Below are 13,788 nucleotides of genomic sequence, written 5' to 3' on the forward strand. Positions count from 1 at the left end.
TGGGTAGGGTGCGCACGTGGGTTCCCAGGTCCCGGTGTGGATTCCGATCGTCGTCGCCCTCCTCGGCCTCGCCGGGGTGATCCTGACCCAGGTCCTTTCGGGACGGCGTGAAGCCCGGCGGATGGCCGAAGAGGCGGCCCGCGAGGAGCGCCGGTGGCAGCGCGAACGCGAGGCCCGGACCCACGAGACCCGCGCCGACGCCTATGCCCAGCTGATGGGCGTCCTCGAAGCGTTCGACGGTGTCCTGTTCCAGGCCCGCGCGGTCCGGGAGGCGGGCCTGGAACTCGACGAACACCAGATCGCCGAGCTGCGCGAGGTGCGCAGCGAGGCCCAGCACGTGCTCGGGCCCGTCGTGCTGCACGCGCCGGAGGCGGTCCGGCGGCTGGTCAGCGACGCCACGCTGCCCCGGATGCGGCTGGCCGCGATGCTGCTGGCCGGCGACGGTGACGGCGACGGCATGCGGGCCGCCTGGAAAGCCGGCCAGCGCGGCTACCGCGTCATGCGCGCCCGGATGCGGGCCGACCTGGGGTTCGACGCGGAGCCGGTGGAAGAGCTGTTCGGCGCTCAGCCGACCGCGGTCAGCTCGTCGTCCGAGAGCACGTCGGCCCCGGCCGAGACGACCAGCCTGCCGCCGTCGACCGTGTAGCGGTAGTCGCCGTTCACCGCGACGAAGCCGTCGCCCGCGGCTTGGGCGGGCAGCATGATGTGGGTGTCGTCGGAGGCCACCTGCCCGCGGGCCTGGCCGTCGTAGAAGATCCGGCCGTCGGGGATCCGGCAGATGGTGACGACGGACTTCGCGGTCTGCGCCACGAGCAGCGCCGTCCCCGCGCCGCCGGGCAGGTAGCGCGCGGCTTCGGCGGGGCACGGCTTGTCCGACGACGGCGAGGGGGACGAGGAGGTGGGCGGCGTGCTGGGCGGGGTGACGTCGTTCGTGGTCGTGACCACCGTCTTCGTGGTCGGCAGCACGGGCGTCGTGTACTCCGGGAACGGCCCCGACGCGGACGGCGAGGACCGGGAGTGCCCGGTGAACAGCAGGACCCCGCCCACCGCCGCGCCGGCGACCAGCATCAGGGTCAGCAAAACCCACAGCGCCCGCGCCCGGGCCCGGCCCGGGGCCAAGCCCGCGCAGGTGCTGCACCGCCGGGCAGCGGGGTCGTTGACCGCGCCGCACTGCGCACACGTCCAGGAAAAACCCGCCATCGGGCCTCCTTCGGACCGGCGCCACGCCACGCCGGCACCCCCATCGTCACCGACGAGAGCACCGGCTGCAACGGCTCGTGGTCAGCCGTGCACGACGTTGACCATCCAGGGAATGCCGAACTTGTCGACACAAGCGCCGAATTCGTCGCCCCACATCTGTTTTTCGAACGGAACCGTCACGGCGCCGCCGTCGCTCAGCTTTTCCCAGTACCCGCGCAGGTCGTCGGCGTCGTCCCCGCTGAGGCTCACCGAGATGTTCGTGCCCGGGTTGTGCTCCATCCCGGCCGGGGTGTCGGACGCCATCAGCGTGAAGCCGTTCTCGGCCTCCAGCTGAGCGTGCATGACCTTGTCCGCGTCCGCCCCTTCGGGTGAACCGAACTCCCCGAACGTGTTCAGGGTCAGCGTGCCGCCGAAGACGTCCTTGTAGAACTCCATGGCCTGCCGCGCGTCGTCGCGGAAACTCAGGTACGGGTTGAGACGAGAAGCCACGGCCATCTCCTTCGATCGGACGAGAGCAGCATCCTCGCAGAACACCCGGGCTGCGCCAATCGGCGGATTTTCAGCGTGCCGGTCAGACCGCTCAGACCGCGAACCGCCGCTGGCCGACCGGTTCCATCGGCAACGCGCCGCGCAACGCGGCCCGGGCCCGCAGCTCCAGCGCCCGGTCCAGCGGCCGGGTCCCCGGCGCCGCGGTGTGGAACGTGCCGCGGTCGAACAGGTACACCAGCACGAGCTTCCCCTCGCGGTGCCCGGTCTGTTCGGCGAACTCGACGGTCGCGGACCGCAGGCAGCCGCCGTAGCCCGCCCTGGTCAGCCGGTCCGCGACGTCCACCAGGTCACCGGTCAGCACGCGCAGGTCCTGGTTGCGGCGCCAGCACCGGACCGTCGAGCGGCCGTGCAGGTCCTGCGTCACCCGCGGGTGCACCGGCAGCCGTGCCGACGTCGCGGCGATCAGCTCCGCTTGGGTGCGCGCCAGCGCGTCCCCGTCCACCTTGAAGTCGACCGTGCCGCCGCCGGTGGGCGCCAGGCCGAGCGCGGCGCGCATCCGCGGGGCGGCCGCGGCGAGGGTGTAGAGGGACTGCAGGTGCGGGCGGGAGGTCCAGCACCGGACGAGCTTGCTGTCCAGCAGGGTCACGACGAACGTTCCTATCCTGATCGCGAGAAGACCGCCGGACCGGGCACGCTGGCAGTGTCCACAGTGGACGTCAGGTGCGGGGACGCGGGGTCGGAGAGGACAGCATGCCCCCGCGCCGCCCGTTCCGGAGCGGAACCGGGCCGCTACGCGGCGAACGGCACCGGCCCGCCGCCGAACGGTCATCGGTGAAGCAGTTCAACCGATCAGCGGTATCCCCTCGCCTCACTCGGTCGTGATCACCACCTTGCCGACGTTGGCCCGGCTCTCGAAGTGCCGGAAAGCCGCGTCGGCCTGTTCGAACGGGTGAACGCTGTCGATGACCGGCTCGATCGGCCACACGGCGAGCCACCGGAGCAGGTCCTCGGTGTCCTCGCGGCTGCCGACCCAGATCTTCCGCACGGTCGCGCCGCTGCGGAAGAGATCCATGAAGTCGACCGGCGCCCCGCCCGTGCCGACGAACCCGACGAGCGCGATGTCGGCGTGGTGCGTCCCGGCGGCGACGAGCGACTGCGCGAACGTACCGGGCCCGCCGACCTCGACGATCCGGTCCGCACCCCGGCCGCCGGTGGCGTCGAGCACGGCCTTGCCCCACTCCGGCGTCGTGGCGTAGTCGATCACCGTGTCCGCACCGAGTCCGGTCAGCTTCACCGCCTTTTCCGCGCTCGACGTCGTCGCGACGACCCGGGCCCCGCGCGCCTTCGCCAGTTGCACGGCGAACAGGGAGACACCACCGGTACCGAGGGTCAGCACGACGTCGCCGGGGCGCACGCCGTCGAGCGACACCCACGCCGTGACGGCGGCACAGGGCAGCGTCGCGCCCTGCTCGAAGCTCAGCGAATCCGGCAGCGCGACGAGTGCGTGCTCCGAGACGGCGCGGTATTCGGCCAGCCAGCCGTCCTGGCCGTTGCCGTAACCCACCAAGGTGTCCGGCATCCGCCCCGCGATCCAGCCGGGGTGGAAGGCGTTGATCACCCGGTCCCCCTCGGCGAAGCGCGTGACCCCTTCGCCGACCGCCGCGACCTCGCCGGCGGCATCGGACACGGGAACGAGACCGCTCCCGCCGTCCGCGAAGTGGTCGCCGTTCAGGATGAGCAGGTCACGGTAGTTCAGCGAGGTCGCCCGGACGCGGACGAGCACCTCGCCGTGCCGCGGCTCGGGCACGGGCTCTTCACGCCGGACCAGACGGCCGGCTCGGGGACGGTAGACGCGCACCAGGACTCCTCATGTTAACCAAATGACTAACATCGACCATGGCACGGCTGCTCGCGCACCGGCAACCGGGGATACTCGGGACATGGCCAGCCGCACCTCGACTCCCCTGGACCACCCGGCCCTCGAAGACGTCTCCTTCAGCGCGGCCCTGGAAGCCCTGCGCGACCCGCACCGGCTGGCCATGGTCGCCGCTCTCGCCCGCGAACCCGGTCAGCCGTGCGGCGCGATCATGCCGCCGGTCAGCAAGCCCGCCGCGTCCCGGCACTTCAAGATCCTCCGGGCGGCCGGCCTGCTCCAGCAGTGGGACTGCGGCACGCAACGGCTGAACGCGTTGCGCCGGGAGGAGTTCGACGCCCGCTTCCCCGGCCTCCTCGGCTTGGCGCTCGCCGAAGCCGCACAGAGCTGATTCCCCGCACAATGGCGCCAACCAGACATTTAGCGTTACTAATAGATCTGTAGCAGAGCTACCTTGGAGGCATGACCGAACTAGCCGAGCGGCTACTGGGGGCCGTGCAAGGGATCCGCCGGGTGGTGCGCCGCCGGGTCCGCGCCGGCGTGCCGGGCACCCCGCTGCCCGGCGCCCAGGCCGAGCTCCTGCGCGTCGTGGCCGACCACCCCGGCATCGGCGTCGCCGCGGCCGCACGGGAACTGCACCTGGCGAACAACTCCGTCAGCACGCTGGTGAACCAGCTCGCCGACGCCGGGCTGCTGCGGCGCGAGGCCGACCCCGCCGACCGGCGCGCCGCCCGGCTGGAGATCACCGCCGCGGCCGCCGACCGGATGGCCGCCTGGCGCCGCGCCCGGACCGGGCTCGTCTCCGACGCACTCGCCGGACTGTCCGAAGAGGACACCGCAGCGATCGAACACGCGTTGCCGGCCCTCGAAAAGCTCATGGGCATCCTGAAGGAGCAGCCATGACCCCACCCGCGGCGGTGCACTGCACCGGCCTGAGCCACTCGTTCGGCGCGACCCGCGCGGTGGACGGCGTCGACCTGGAGATCCACCCGGGCGAGGTGTTCGGCCTGCTCGGACCGAACGGCGCCGGCAAGACCACCACCCTCCGGATGATCACCACGCTGCTGCCAACGACGCCGGACCGGATCACCGTCTTCGGCGTCGACGTCGCCCGCCGCCGGATGGCCGTGCGGCGGCTGATCGGGTACGTCCCGCAGCAGCTGTCCGCCGACAGCGCGCTGACCGGCCGCGAGAACGTCGCATTGTTCGCGCGGCTCTTCGACGTGCCGCGCGCCGGGCGTCGCGAGCAGGTGCGGCTCGCGCTCGACCTGGTCGGGCTGGCCGACGACGCCGACCGCACGGCCAAGACGTACTCCGGCGGCATGATCCGCCGGCTCGAACTCGCCCAGGCCCTGGTCAGCTCGCCGCGACTGCTCATCCTCGACGAGCCCACGATCGGGCTCGACCCGGTCGCCCGGTCGTCGGTGTGGGACCGCATCGCCTCGATCCGCGAGGCGACCGGCATGACCGTGCTCGTCACCACGCACTACATGGACGAGGCCGAGCAGTACTGCGACCGCGTCGCCCTGATGCACGCCGGCCGGATCCGCGCACTGGGCACCCCCGCCGAGCTGGAGGCCGACCTCGGTCCGACGTCCACTTTGGACGACGTGTTCCGAGCGGTCACCGGCAACCGGCTCGAAAGCGACGAAGGAGGGATCCGCGGTGTCCGTGCCACTCGCCGTACCGCCCGCCGCCTCGGCTGACCCCGGCCCGCTGCGCCGGCTGCGCGTGCTCGGCGCCCGCGTCGGCGCGATGTGCCTGGTGGAGCTGCAGAAACTGCGTCGCGACCAGACCGAGCTGCTCACCAGGGCGATCCAGCCCGCGCTGTGGCTGCTGATCTTCGGGGAAACGTTCACCCGGCTGCGCGCGATCCCGACCGGCTCGACGCCGTACCTCGACTACCTGGCGCCGGGCATCCTGGCCCAGTCGGCGTTGTTCATCGCGATCTTCTACGGCATCCAGATCATTTGGGAGCGCGACGCGGGCGTGCTGGCCAAGCTCCTGGTGACCCCGACACCGCGCGCCGCACTGGTCGCGGGGAAGGCGTTCGCCGCCGGGGTCCGCGCGCTCGTCCAGGCCTTGATGGTGCTGGTGCTGGCCGCGATCCTCGGCGTCGGGCTGACCGCGAACCCGCTGAAGCTGTTCGCGATGGCCGTCGTCCTCGTGCTCGGCTCGGCGTTCTTCTGCTGTCTGTCCATCGTGATCGCCGGGATCGTGTTGTCGCGGGAACGGCTGATGGGCATCGGGCAGGCGATCACGATGCCGCTGTTCTTCGGCTCGAACGCGCTGTACCCGGTGGACCTGATGCCGTCGTGGCTGAAGGTGCTCAGCCACGTCAACCCGCTGAGCTACCAGGTGGACGCCCTGCGCGGTCTGCTGATCGGGACGCCCGCGCACCTCGGGACCGACTTCGCCGTGCTGGCCGTGGCGACGGTGGTGGCCGTTTCGGTCGCCTCGGCCCTGCTGGGCAGGTTGGCCCGGTGAGGCCCATGTCTCACCGAACGGAAGCTTTATCGCCCGATGCCTAATCTCGAATTCGTGAAACGTCGCCGGGGCGTGGTCCCCTTTGCCGGGTTGTGCGTGCTCGCCGGAATTCTGGTGGCCGGGACGGTGGCACCCGCCGCCATCGGGGCGGGCCTGCTGTCGAATCAGGTCAGCGATTCGGTGGACGCCATTTCCGCCCGGCTCGCCGCGGCCGACCCGCCGCTGACCACGACGGTGACCGACCGCGACGGCACCCCGATCGCGACGCTGTACGCGCAGTACCGCCTGCCGGCCACCGCAGCCGGGATCGCCACCACGATGAAGGCCGCGATCATCGCGATCGAGGACCGCCGGTTCTACACCGAAGGCGGCGTCGACCTGCAGGGAATGCTGCGCGCGGCAGTAAACGACAGCGCCGGCGGCTCGCTGCAGGGCGCGTCGACGATCACGCAGCAGGACGTCAAGAACTACCTGATCAACGTCGTCGACCGGACCGACCCGGCAGCCCAGCAGGCCGACCGCGAGGATTCGCTCGCCCGCAAGCTACGGGAAGCGAAAATGGCCGTCCAGCTCAACCAGACCATGAGCAAGGACGACATTCTGGCGAACTACCTCAATGTGGTCGAATTCAGCGGAACCGTGTACGGGGTCGGCGCGGCCGCAAAAGCGTACTTCGGGACGACGGCGGACAAACTGACCGTGCCGCAGGCCGCACTGCTCGCCGGAATGGTGAACAACCCCAACGTCTACAACCCGTACACGCACCCGGACAAAGCACTGCAGCGCCGCAACCTCGTCCTCGACGACATGGTCGCCAACGGCTCCGTCCCCGTCTCGTACGCGGCGAAGGCGAAGGCGGCCCCGCTCGGGCTGCTGCCGAACGGGCCGGTCACGCCGTCCGGCTCGTGCCTGGGCGCGGCGCCGGACGCCGGGTTCTTCTGCGCCTACGCGGAAAGCTACCTGGTGCACGCCGGGTTCACCGCCGACCAGCTGGCCACCGGCGGGTACACGATCAAGACCACCCTCGACCCGCGCGTCTCACAGGTGACCAAGGACGCCGTCGACGCGAACGTGCCCACCACGCAGGACGGCGTGGCCAACACCTTCGCCGTCGTCCAGCCGGGACAGGACGGGCACCAGGTGCTCGCGATGGTCGCCAACCGCAACTACGGCACCGATCCGGGCCGGGGCGAGACGTCGACCGACATCGTCGCCGACGCGAGCAACGAGTTCGGCGCGGGCTCGTCGTTCAAGATCTTCACCTCGGCGGCGGCGCTCGTCACCGGCAAGGCCGGGCTGAACACCCCCCTGCCGAACCCGGACAGCCAGTGCTTCACGCCGCCGGACGCCGACGCGCACACGCCGTGCTACACCGTCCACAACGACGGCCACTACGCCGATCCGATCACCCTCGCCGACGGGCTGGCGACGTCGCCGAACGTCGCGTTCGTCGGGCTCGAGAGCCAGGTCGGGATGCCCGCGGTGCTCGACATGGCCGCCAAGCTCGGGCTGCGGAACACCCTCGCCACCAACGACGCCGGCCGCACGCCGGATCCGAAGTCGGGCAACCCGCAGTACAGCCAACCGCAGTCGCAGTACTTCCGGAACCTGCTGTCGTTCACCCTCGGCAACAGCCCGGTCAGCCCGCTGGAGATGGCGAACGTCTCGGCGACGCTGATGAGCGGCGGCGTCTGGTGCCCGCCGAACCCGATCCTGTCCGTCACCGACCGGAACGGCAACGCCGTGCCGGTCCAGCAGCAGGCGTGCGAACGGGTCCTCCCCACCGGCGTGGCGAACACACTGGAAGCGGGACTGAGCAAGGACACCACGAGCGGCACGTCCGCCCAGGCGGCGCACGCCGCCGGCTGGACCCGGCCCGACATCGGCAAGACGGGCACGACCCAGCTGAGCGAGTCGGTCGCGTTCGTCGGCGGGGTCGACGGCTACGCGGTCTCGTCCATGGTCTTCGCCGACGGGCCGCACCCGCGCGAGATCTGCCCGGGCACACCGGTGCACCTCGGCACCTGCGGCCACGGTGCGTTCGGCGGCACGGTCGCCGCGCCGCCGTACTTCCACGCCATGAGCGAGCTGCTGACCGGCGTCCCGGACCAGCCGATCCCCGCCGCCGACCCGGCGTACCTGGCGGCGCGGTCGTGAGCTACCGCGGTTCGAGGAAGACGAGCGGGATCTCGCGCTCGGTCTTCGTCTGGTACTGCCCGTAGTTCTTGAACTCGGCGGTGATCTTCGGCCACAGCTGCGCGCGTTCCCCGGCGTCGGCGATCCGCGCGCGCATCGGCCGCTTCGGGCCGCCCTTCAGCGAGACCTCGACGTCGGGGTGGTCGCGCAGGTTGAGGAACCACGCGGGGTGCGTGTCGTCCCCACCGCGCGAAGCGACGACGACGACCGTCTCGCCCTCCTGGTGCGGCGAGGTCAGCAGCACCGTCCGCGGCTGCCCGCTCTTGCGGCCGATCGTGGTGAGTTCCAGAACGGGCATGGCGACCTGCCACCCCACCCGCCCACCGGTGAGCTTGATCAGGCCGCGGTGCACGGCATTCATCGTCTTCAGGGCGAAGTCGCTCGGCATGATCCCAATCTAGCCCCGGCGCGTTCGGCGCCTCGGTACGGGCCGAATGTCTCGTTTGCCGGGTCCTGGTCCGGACCGGATCGGCGAAACCGCCCCGGCGAGCACCCACGGTGTGCGAGGCTGCGCGGCGAACGAAGGACCGAAAGAGAGAAGACCGATGCTGATCTGGGGCTGGCGTACGCGCATCTACGTGCTGGCGATGACGACGTTCTTGTGCGGCCGGTGCGGCAACCCGGCTTCGCACGCGGTGCGCAAGGCGGTCACGAAGTTCACGCTGTTCTTCATCCCGCTGTTCCCGATCAGCGTCAAGTACACCGCGCAGTGCACCTTCTGCGGGATCGAGAACCGCATCCCGAAGGAGGACGCGCTCCGGCTGCAGGCGCAGGAGGAGCAGAACCAGGCCCAGCAGCAGGGGGCGCCGGGGTACCCGCCGCACCCGTCCCAGCCGCAGGCGGCTTCGCAGCCAGGGCACCCCTCGCAGCCGTACGGCACGCCGCAGCCGGGATTCCAGCAGCCGCAGGGTTTCCAGCAGGCACCGCACCCCTCCCAGCCCCAGGGTCTCCCGCAGCCGGGACAGCCGGGGCAGTTCCCGCAGCAGGGCCGCTGAGCAGCACCTGACGACGGCGGTCCGGCGAACGAGCCGGGCCGCCGTCGCGGGTCCCGGCGCAAGACCACCCGTCCGAGTGGGATCCGCGGCGGTGTGGACGGCGCCGACGACCGCCTTCGCCGCCGCCGTGCAGGGCGGCGGCGCACCCGCCCGGCCTACACGCCCGGCGGCCTGCTCGTACGCACGTCCGCCCAGCGTACGGGCACTTTCCTGGGTCTCTTCGAGAGCGTTCGCACAGCTCCGCCGACCGCTGGGCCGGCGTGACAGCTCCTTGCGGAACGGCGTCGCCATGGCGACCGGGACCCGGCTCGGCCGGGTGCCGCACGTCGTCGCCCGGTCCGGAATTGTCGGTCCCCCGTGCTCTCCTCGTCGGCAAGAGCGGTGCACCCCGCACCCGGCGAGAAGGAGAGACCGATGGCAGGCGAAACGACGATCACCGTGGTCGGCAACCTGACGACCGACCCCGAACTGCGGTTCACCCCGGCCGGCGCGGCGGTCGCGAGCTTCACGGTCGCGAGCACCCCGCGGGTACTCGACCGCGAGTCCGGCGCCTGGCGCGACGGTGATGCGCTGTTCCTGCGCTGCAGCTTGTGGCGGCAGTACGCGGAAAACGTCGCGGAGTCGCTCGTGCGGGGCGCCCGCGTCGTCGTCCACGGCCGGCTGAGACAGCGGTCGTACGAGACGAAGGAGGGTGAGAAGCGCACCGTGACGGAGCTGGACGTCGACGAGATCGGCCCGTCCCTGCGGTACGCCACCGCCAAGGTGACCAAGGTCAGCCGCGCGGCGGGCGGCGAGGGCGGCAGTTCCTGGACTCCGGAACCGGTGGCGGTGGGCGACCCGCCGTTCTGATCCCCGTCCGTGCGCGGCCGGCCTCCGAATCCCTGTCGACAGGGATTCGACCCGTGCTGGATCGCCTGCGGTGACGATGAGGGGGACGCTCCGGCCGGGCGTGCTGACCAGGCCGAACGACGAGCGGGAGGGACCGACATGGACGGGAACGAGAAGACCGCACCACCGGCGGCGCACCCCGTGGTCAACGACCGGATGCGGGCCATGCTCCGAGCCGTCGGCGCCGGCCGCGGCCGGGTGTCGTGCAGCAGCGAACCGGACCTCTTCATCGACGGTCTGTCGTGCGGCGACCAGTTCGCGGCCCACGCACTGGCCCACCAGGGCCTGGTCCGCGCGGCCCGCCCCGGCCGCCCCGGCGAGCTGGTCCCCGCGGTCCTGACCCCCGCAGGCCAGGCCCTCATCGCCCCCCAGCAGAAGTCGGTCGCCTGACCCGGCAACCGGCGGGATGTTTGACAACTCCAGAAAGCAACCGTCGACGGCCCGGCCGCGGTTTCGACGAGCCCGCTCGAACGGCGGCGCCGAGCGCGCGATCCGCCGGGCAGCAGCGCTTTGTCCACACAGCAACCGCGCAGGGCACACAGCGGCCGGCCGGGGAAGCGCGCGCGCCCGCCCGCGTCCATGCCCCGATCCCGCGTTCACCACGCACATCCACGCCCGGCCACCGCAGCCAGCCAACCCGCCACCCGCACCTCCCAGCCCACAACCAGCCCCACAACCGCACCTCTCAGCCCCACAACCGCACCTTCCAGCCCCCACATCGGACCCGCCGCCGAGCACCAGCGGCCCCACAACCGCAGCCTCGGCCCTACCCGCCGGGCCACCACCCCCAGCACCAGCGCCCACCCGCGGCGGTGACCCCGCCCACCCGCGCACGAGCGCAACCGCGACTACCGTGGCGAACATGAGCAACACCGAGGCCGCCCCCGCCGAGCTGGCCTGCGGCGACCGACCGGCGGCCACCGACCCCGACGGCCCGGCCGTCGAGATCCTCACCCCGCGCGAAGTTCCGCTCGGCGGCCCCCGCGCGATGCGCGTCCGGCGCACCCTTCCGCAGCGATCGCGGTCGCTGATCGGCGCGTGGTGCTTCGCCGACCACTACGGCCCGGACAAGGTCACCGGGCCCGGTGCGATGGACGTCGCCCCGCACCCGCACACCGGCCTGCAGACGGTGAGCTGGCTGTTCGACGGCGAGATCGAGCACCGCGACAGCCTCGGCACGCACGCGCTGGTCCGGCCCGGCGAGCTGAACCTGATGACCGGCGGCCACGGCATCTGCCACTCGGAGGTCTCGACCGCGGCCACGAAGACGCTGCACGGCGTCCAGCTCTGGGTGGCGCTGCCCGAGCGGCACCGGCACACGGCGCGGGCGTTCGACCACTACGTGCCCTCGGTGAACCGGATCGAAGGCGCGGAGATCCGTGTGTTCCTCGGATCGCTGGCCGGGCGCACGTCCCCGATCCCGACGTTCACCCCGCTGCTGGGCGCGGAAGTCGTGCTGGGCCCGGACGCCCACATGTCCCTCGGCGTGGACCCCCGCTTCGAGCACGGGGTCCTGGTGGACACCGGCGACGTCGTCGTGGCCGGCACCCGTGTCCGCGCGGCGGAGCTGGGCTACGTTGGCACCGGGGTGCGCTCGCTGACCCTGAGCAACCGCGGCACCGCCCCGGCCCGGTTCCTCCTGCTGGGCGGCACCCCGTTCGACGAAGAGATCCTGATGTGGTGGAACTTCGTCGGCCGCACCCACGAGGAGATCGCCGCGTTCCGCGAGGCGTGGCAGGCCGGGTCGGACCAGTTCGGCGACGTCACGGGCTACACCGGCACTCCCCCGCGGCTGCCGGCACCGGTCCTGCCCGCAGTCCGGATCAAACCGCGCCGCAACCCGGCCGCAGGCGGCGAAACCGTCCCCGGCTGATCCCAACGCGGGTCCCGGGAGGCACCGGCCCACCGGGCCTCAACCCCTCCGCCGCGTTGCTCTCGGCCTATGGGCGAGTGCACCGGGTGCTGTGCCTCACGAGCGAAATCCCACGCGCTCGACCAGGAGCGGCTGTTCGAGGGCCATGCGCCGGGCGGGCGGCTCGGAAACCGGATTTCGCCCGGCTCGCCGAGACGTTCGGCGCGCTCGGTCTGACCGCAAGCACCCCGGACGACCTGCGCGGTGCGCTGGGCGTCGGCGCCTCGCCGTGGAAGAAGTCGGACCGCAGTCAGCCGGCGGCCAAGCGCTCCAGCACGGCGAAGACCCGGTCGACGTCCGCCTCGGTCGTCCGCCAGTTGCTGAAGGCGGCGCGGAGCGCGGGGCGGCCGTCGTACACCGTCGGCGTCAGGAACGTGGTCCCGTCCTCGGCGATGGCGCGCACGAGAGCGTCGATCCGGTCCTGTGTGGTCTCTCCGGCCGGGGTGAAGCAGACGACGTTGAGCCGCACCGGCGCGAGCAGGTGCCAGCGCGGCGAGCCGTCGATCCGCGCCCCCAGGTCCCGTGCCAGCGCGACACAGCGTTCGACGATCTCGCGGTGTCCGGCGCGGCCGTACGCCACGAGCGAGAACCACGCGGGCAGCGCGCGCAGCCGCCGGGAGTTCTCCGGCGTGAGGTGCAGGAAGTCCGGGGTCTCGCCGATCTCGCCGAGGTAGGCGGCGTTGTTGCTGAACACGCGCAGCTGCAGGTCGCGGCGGCGGGTGAACTGGACGGCCGAGTCGTAGGGCACGTTGAGCCACTTGTGCAGGTCGACGACCACGGAGTCGGCCTGGTCGAGGCCGGCGGCGAACGCGGCGTGCTCCGGCGCGAGCGCGGCGAACCCGCCGAAAGCGGCGTCGACGTGCAGCCAGAAGTCGTGCCGCTGCTTCAGCGCGGCGATCGCCCGCAGGTCGTCGAAGTCGACGGTGTTCACGGTCCCCGCGTTCGCGACGACGACAGCCGGGCCGTCGAGCATCTCGAGCACTTCGGCGAGTTTCGCGACATCGACGGCTTCGCGTCCCGGCAGCACCGGCACCGTCCGCAGCGCGGACCGGCCCATCCCGAGGAACGACAAGGCCTTCAGGACGCTCGAGTGCGGCGAGCCGGACAACACGGTGACCGGACCGAGCACGGCGGCGCCGTCCTCCGAGACCCTCACACCGGCCCGTTCGCCGAGCCACTCGCGGGCGATGGCCAGGCCGGTCACCGTGGACATCGTGGCCCCGGTGACGAACGCGCCGGAGAACTCCGGGCCCAGCCCGAACAGTTCCGCCAGCCAGCCGATGGTCTCGCGTTCCAGGTCCTGCGCCGAGGAGTCCATCCCGCTGGCGGGATTCTGGTCGTAGGCGGCGGTGAGCCAGTCCCCGGCCAGCGAGGCCGGGGTCGCCCCGCCGGTCACGAAGCCGAGGTACCGCGGACCAGCACTGGCCGCGAAGCCGGGTTCCCAGCGCCGCGAGAACTCTTCCAGCGCGCCCCGCGCGCCGGCGCCTTCGACCGGCAGGGGTGCCGGCTCCCCGGCCACGGGCGGCACGGCCGCCGCCCGTTCGGCCAGCCCGGCGAGCGCCTCACCCGCGAGTTTGCTTGCGGCGTCGAGGAGATCGGGCAGGGAGTGCAGGTCTTCGGCAAGCCTCGGGTCCATCTCCCCGACGCTAGGCGCGCCGACGACGGCTGTCGCGGGCCAATCCCCCGAAACTGGCCCGCTCAGCCCCGCCCCGCCTGCGGCGGCCCCGCCAATCCGCAAGACGCCCCCA

Annotated in this window: 16 protein-coding genes; 10 read left to right on the plus strand and 6 right to left on the minus strand. The window is 72.0% G+C overall.

Annotation, left to right across the window (positions count from 1 at the left end; genetic code table 11):
• Positions 1 to 16: 16 nt before the first annotated feature.
• Positions 17 to 646 (plus strand): hypothetical protein, encoded by a 630-nt coding sequence (locus tag AB0F15_RS20845; protein WP_360272500.1) that lies wholly within the window; start codon positions 17 to 19, stop codon positions 644 to 646.
• Here AB0F15_RS20845 and AB0F15_RS20850 read toward each other — a convergent pair.
• The 4 genes from AB0F15_RS20850 to AB0F15_RS20865 all read right to left on the minus strand — a co-directional run bounded on the left by AB0F15_RS20850 (position 565) and on the right by AB0F15_RS20865 (position 3,547).
• Positions 565 to 1,200: a hypothetical protein gene (locus AB0F15_RS20850; protein WP_360272502.1), complete on the minus strand. Its 636-nt coding sequence runs from the start codon at positions 1,198 to 1,200 to the stop codon at positions 565 to 567. The genes AB0F15_RS20845 and AB0F15_RS20850 overlap by 82 nt on opposite strands.
• 81 nt (positions 1,201 to 1,281) lie before the next feature.
• On the minus strand, positions 1,282 to 1,689 hold the full coding sequence (locus AB0F15_RS20855) for a VOC family protein (RefSeq protein WP_360272505.1): 408 nt from the start codon (positions 1,687 to 1,689) through the stop codon (positions 1,282 to 1,284).
• A gap of 91 nt (positions 1,690 to 1,780) precedes the next feature.
• On the minus strand, positions 1,781 to 2,335 hold the full coding sequence (locus AB0F15_RS20860; protein WP_360272508.1) for a hypothetical protein: 555 nt from the start codon (positions 2,333 to 2,335) through the stop codon (positions 1,781 to 1,783).
• A gap of 222 nt (positions 2,336 to 2,557) precedes the next feature.
• The gene (locus AB0F15_RS20865; protein WP_360272510.1) at positions 2,558 to 3,547 is read right to left on the minus strand and encodes an NAD(P)-dependent alcohol dehydrogenase; all 990 of its coding nucleotides are present in this window, start codon (positions 3,545 to 3,547) and stop codon (positions 2,558 to 2,560) included.
• 82 nt (positions 3,548 to 3,629) lie between these two features.
• Between AB0F15_RS20865 and AB0F15_RS20870 the strand changes: the two genes are divergently transcribed.
• From AB0F15_RS20870 to AB0F15_RS20890, 5 genes are all read left to right on the plus strand, one after another.
• Positions 3,630 to 3,953, plus strand: a complete 324-nt coding sequence (locus AB0F15_RS20870) for a helix-turn-helix domain-containing protein (protein ID WP_360272512.1) — start codon at positions 3,630 to 3,632, stop codon at positions 3,951 to 3,953.
• 71 nt (positions 3,954 to 4,024) lie between these two features.
• Complete coding sequence (locus tag AB0F15_RS20875; protein WP_360272515.1) at positions 4,025 to 4,465, plus strand: MarR family transcriptional regulator; 441 nt, start codon at positions 4,025 to 4,027, stop codon at positions 4,463 to 4,465.
• Positions 4,462 to 5,268, plus strand: a complete 807-nt coding sequence (locus AB0F15_RS20880) for an ATP-binding cassette domain-containing protein (RefSeq protein ID WP_360272518.1) — start codon at positions 4,462 to 4,464, stop codon at positions 5,266 to 5,268. Before AB0F15_RS20875 ends, AB0F15_RS20880 begins: the two co-directional genes overlap by 4 nt.
• Positions 5,228 to 6,049, plus strand: coding sequence for an ABC transporter permease (locus AB0F15_RS20885; protein ID WP_360272521.1), 822 nt, complete (start codon positions 5,228 to 5,230; stop codon positions 6,047 to 6,049). Before AB0F15_RS20880 ends, AB0F15_RS20885 begins: the two co-directional genes overlap by 41 nt.
• Before the next feature lie 36 nt (positions 6,050 to 6,085).
• Positions 6,086 to 8,206, plus strand: coding sequence for a transglycosylase domain-containing protein (locus AB0F15_RS20890; protein ID WP_360272524.1), 2,121 nt, complete (start codon positions 6,086 to 6,088; stop codon positions 8,204 to 8,206).
• Position 8,207: 1 nt separating this feature from the next.
• Here the strand turns inward: AB0F15_RS20890 and AB0F15_RS20895 are convergent, their stop codons facing one another.
• Positions 8,208 to 8,633, minus strand: a complete 426-nt coding sequence (locus tag AB0F15_RS20895; RefSeq protein WP_360272527.1) for a nitroreductase/quinone reductase family protein — start codon at positions 8,631 to 8,633, stop codon at positions 8,208 to 8,210.
• Positions 8,634 to 8,790: 157 nt separating this feature from the next.
• Here AB0F15_RS20895 and AB0F15_RS20900 point away from each other — a divergent pair, with 157 nt between their 5' ends.
• The 4 genes from AB0F15_RS20900 (at position 8,791) to AB0F15_RS20915 (ending at position 12,001) form a co-directional block, all read left to right on the plus strand.
• Entirely contained in the window at positions 8,791 to 9,240 is a 450-nt protein-coding gene (locus AB0F15_RS20900; RefSeq protein ID WP_360272530.1) for a zinc-ribbon domain-containing protein, read from the plus strand.
• Between the two features lie 414 nt (positions 9,241 to 9,654).
• Complete coding sequence (locus tag AB0F15_RS20905) at positions 9,655 to 10,089, plus strand: single-stranded DNA-binding protein (RefSeq protein ID WP_360272533.1); 435 nt, start codon at positions 9,655 to 9,657, stop codon at positions 10,087 to 10,089.
• A gap of 138 nt (positions 10,090 to 10,227) precedes the next feature.
• Positions 10,228 to 10,518, plus strand: coding sequence for a hypothetical protein (locus AB0F15_RS20910; RefSeq protein ID WP_360272535.1), 291 nt, complete (start codon positions 10,228 to 10,230; stop codon positions 10,516 to 10,518).
• A gap of 472 nt (positions 10,519 to 10,990) precedes the next feature.
• Entirely contained in the window at positions 10,991 to 12,001 is a 1,011-nt protein-coding gene (locus tag AB0F15_RS20915; RefSeq protein WP_360272538.1) for a pirin family protein, read from the plus strand.
• Positions 12,002 to 12,290: 289 nt separating this feature from the next.
• On the opposite strand, the gene AB0F15_RS20920 is transcribed toward AB0F15_RS20915, so the two are convergent.
• Positions 12,291 to 13,676: a pyridoxal-dependent decarboxylase gene (locus AB0F15_RS20920; protein WP_360272541.1), complete on the minus strand. Its 1,386-nt coding sequence runs from the start codon at positions 13,674 to 13,676 to the stop codon at positions 12,291 to 12,293.
• Positions 13,677 to 13,788 lie beyond the last annotated feature (112 nt).

It is taken from the genome of Amycolatopsis sp. NPDC026612 (genome assembly GCF_040638285.1).
In the GTDB taxonomy this organism is placed as follows: Bacteria; Actinomycetota; Actinomycetes; order Mycobacteriales; family Pseudonocardiaceae; genus Amycolatopsis.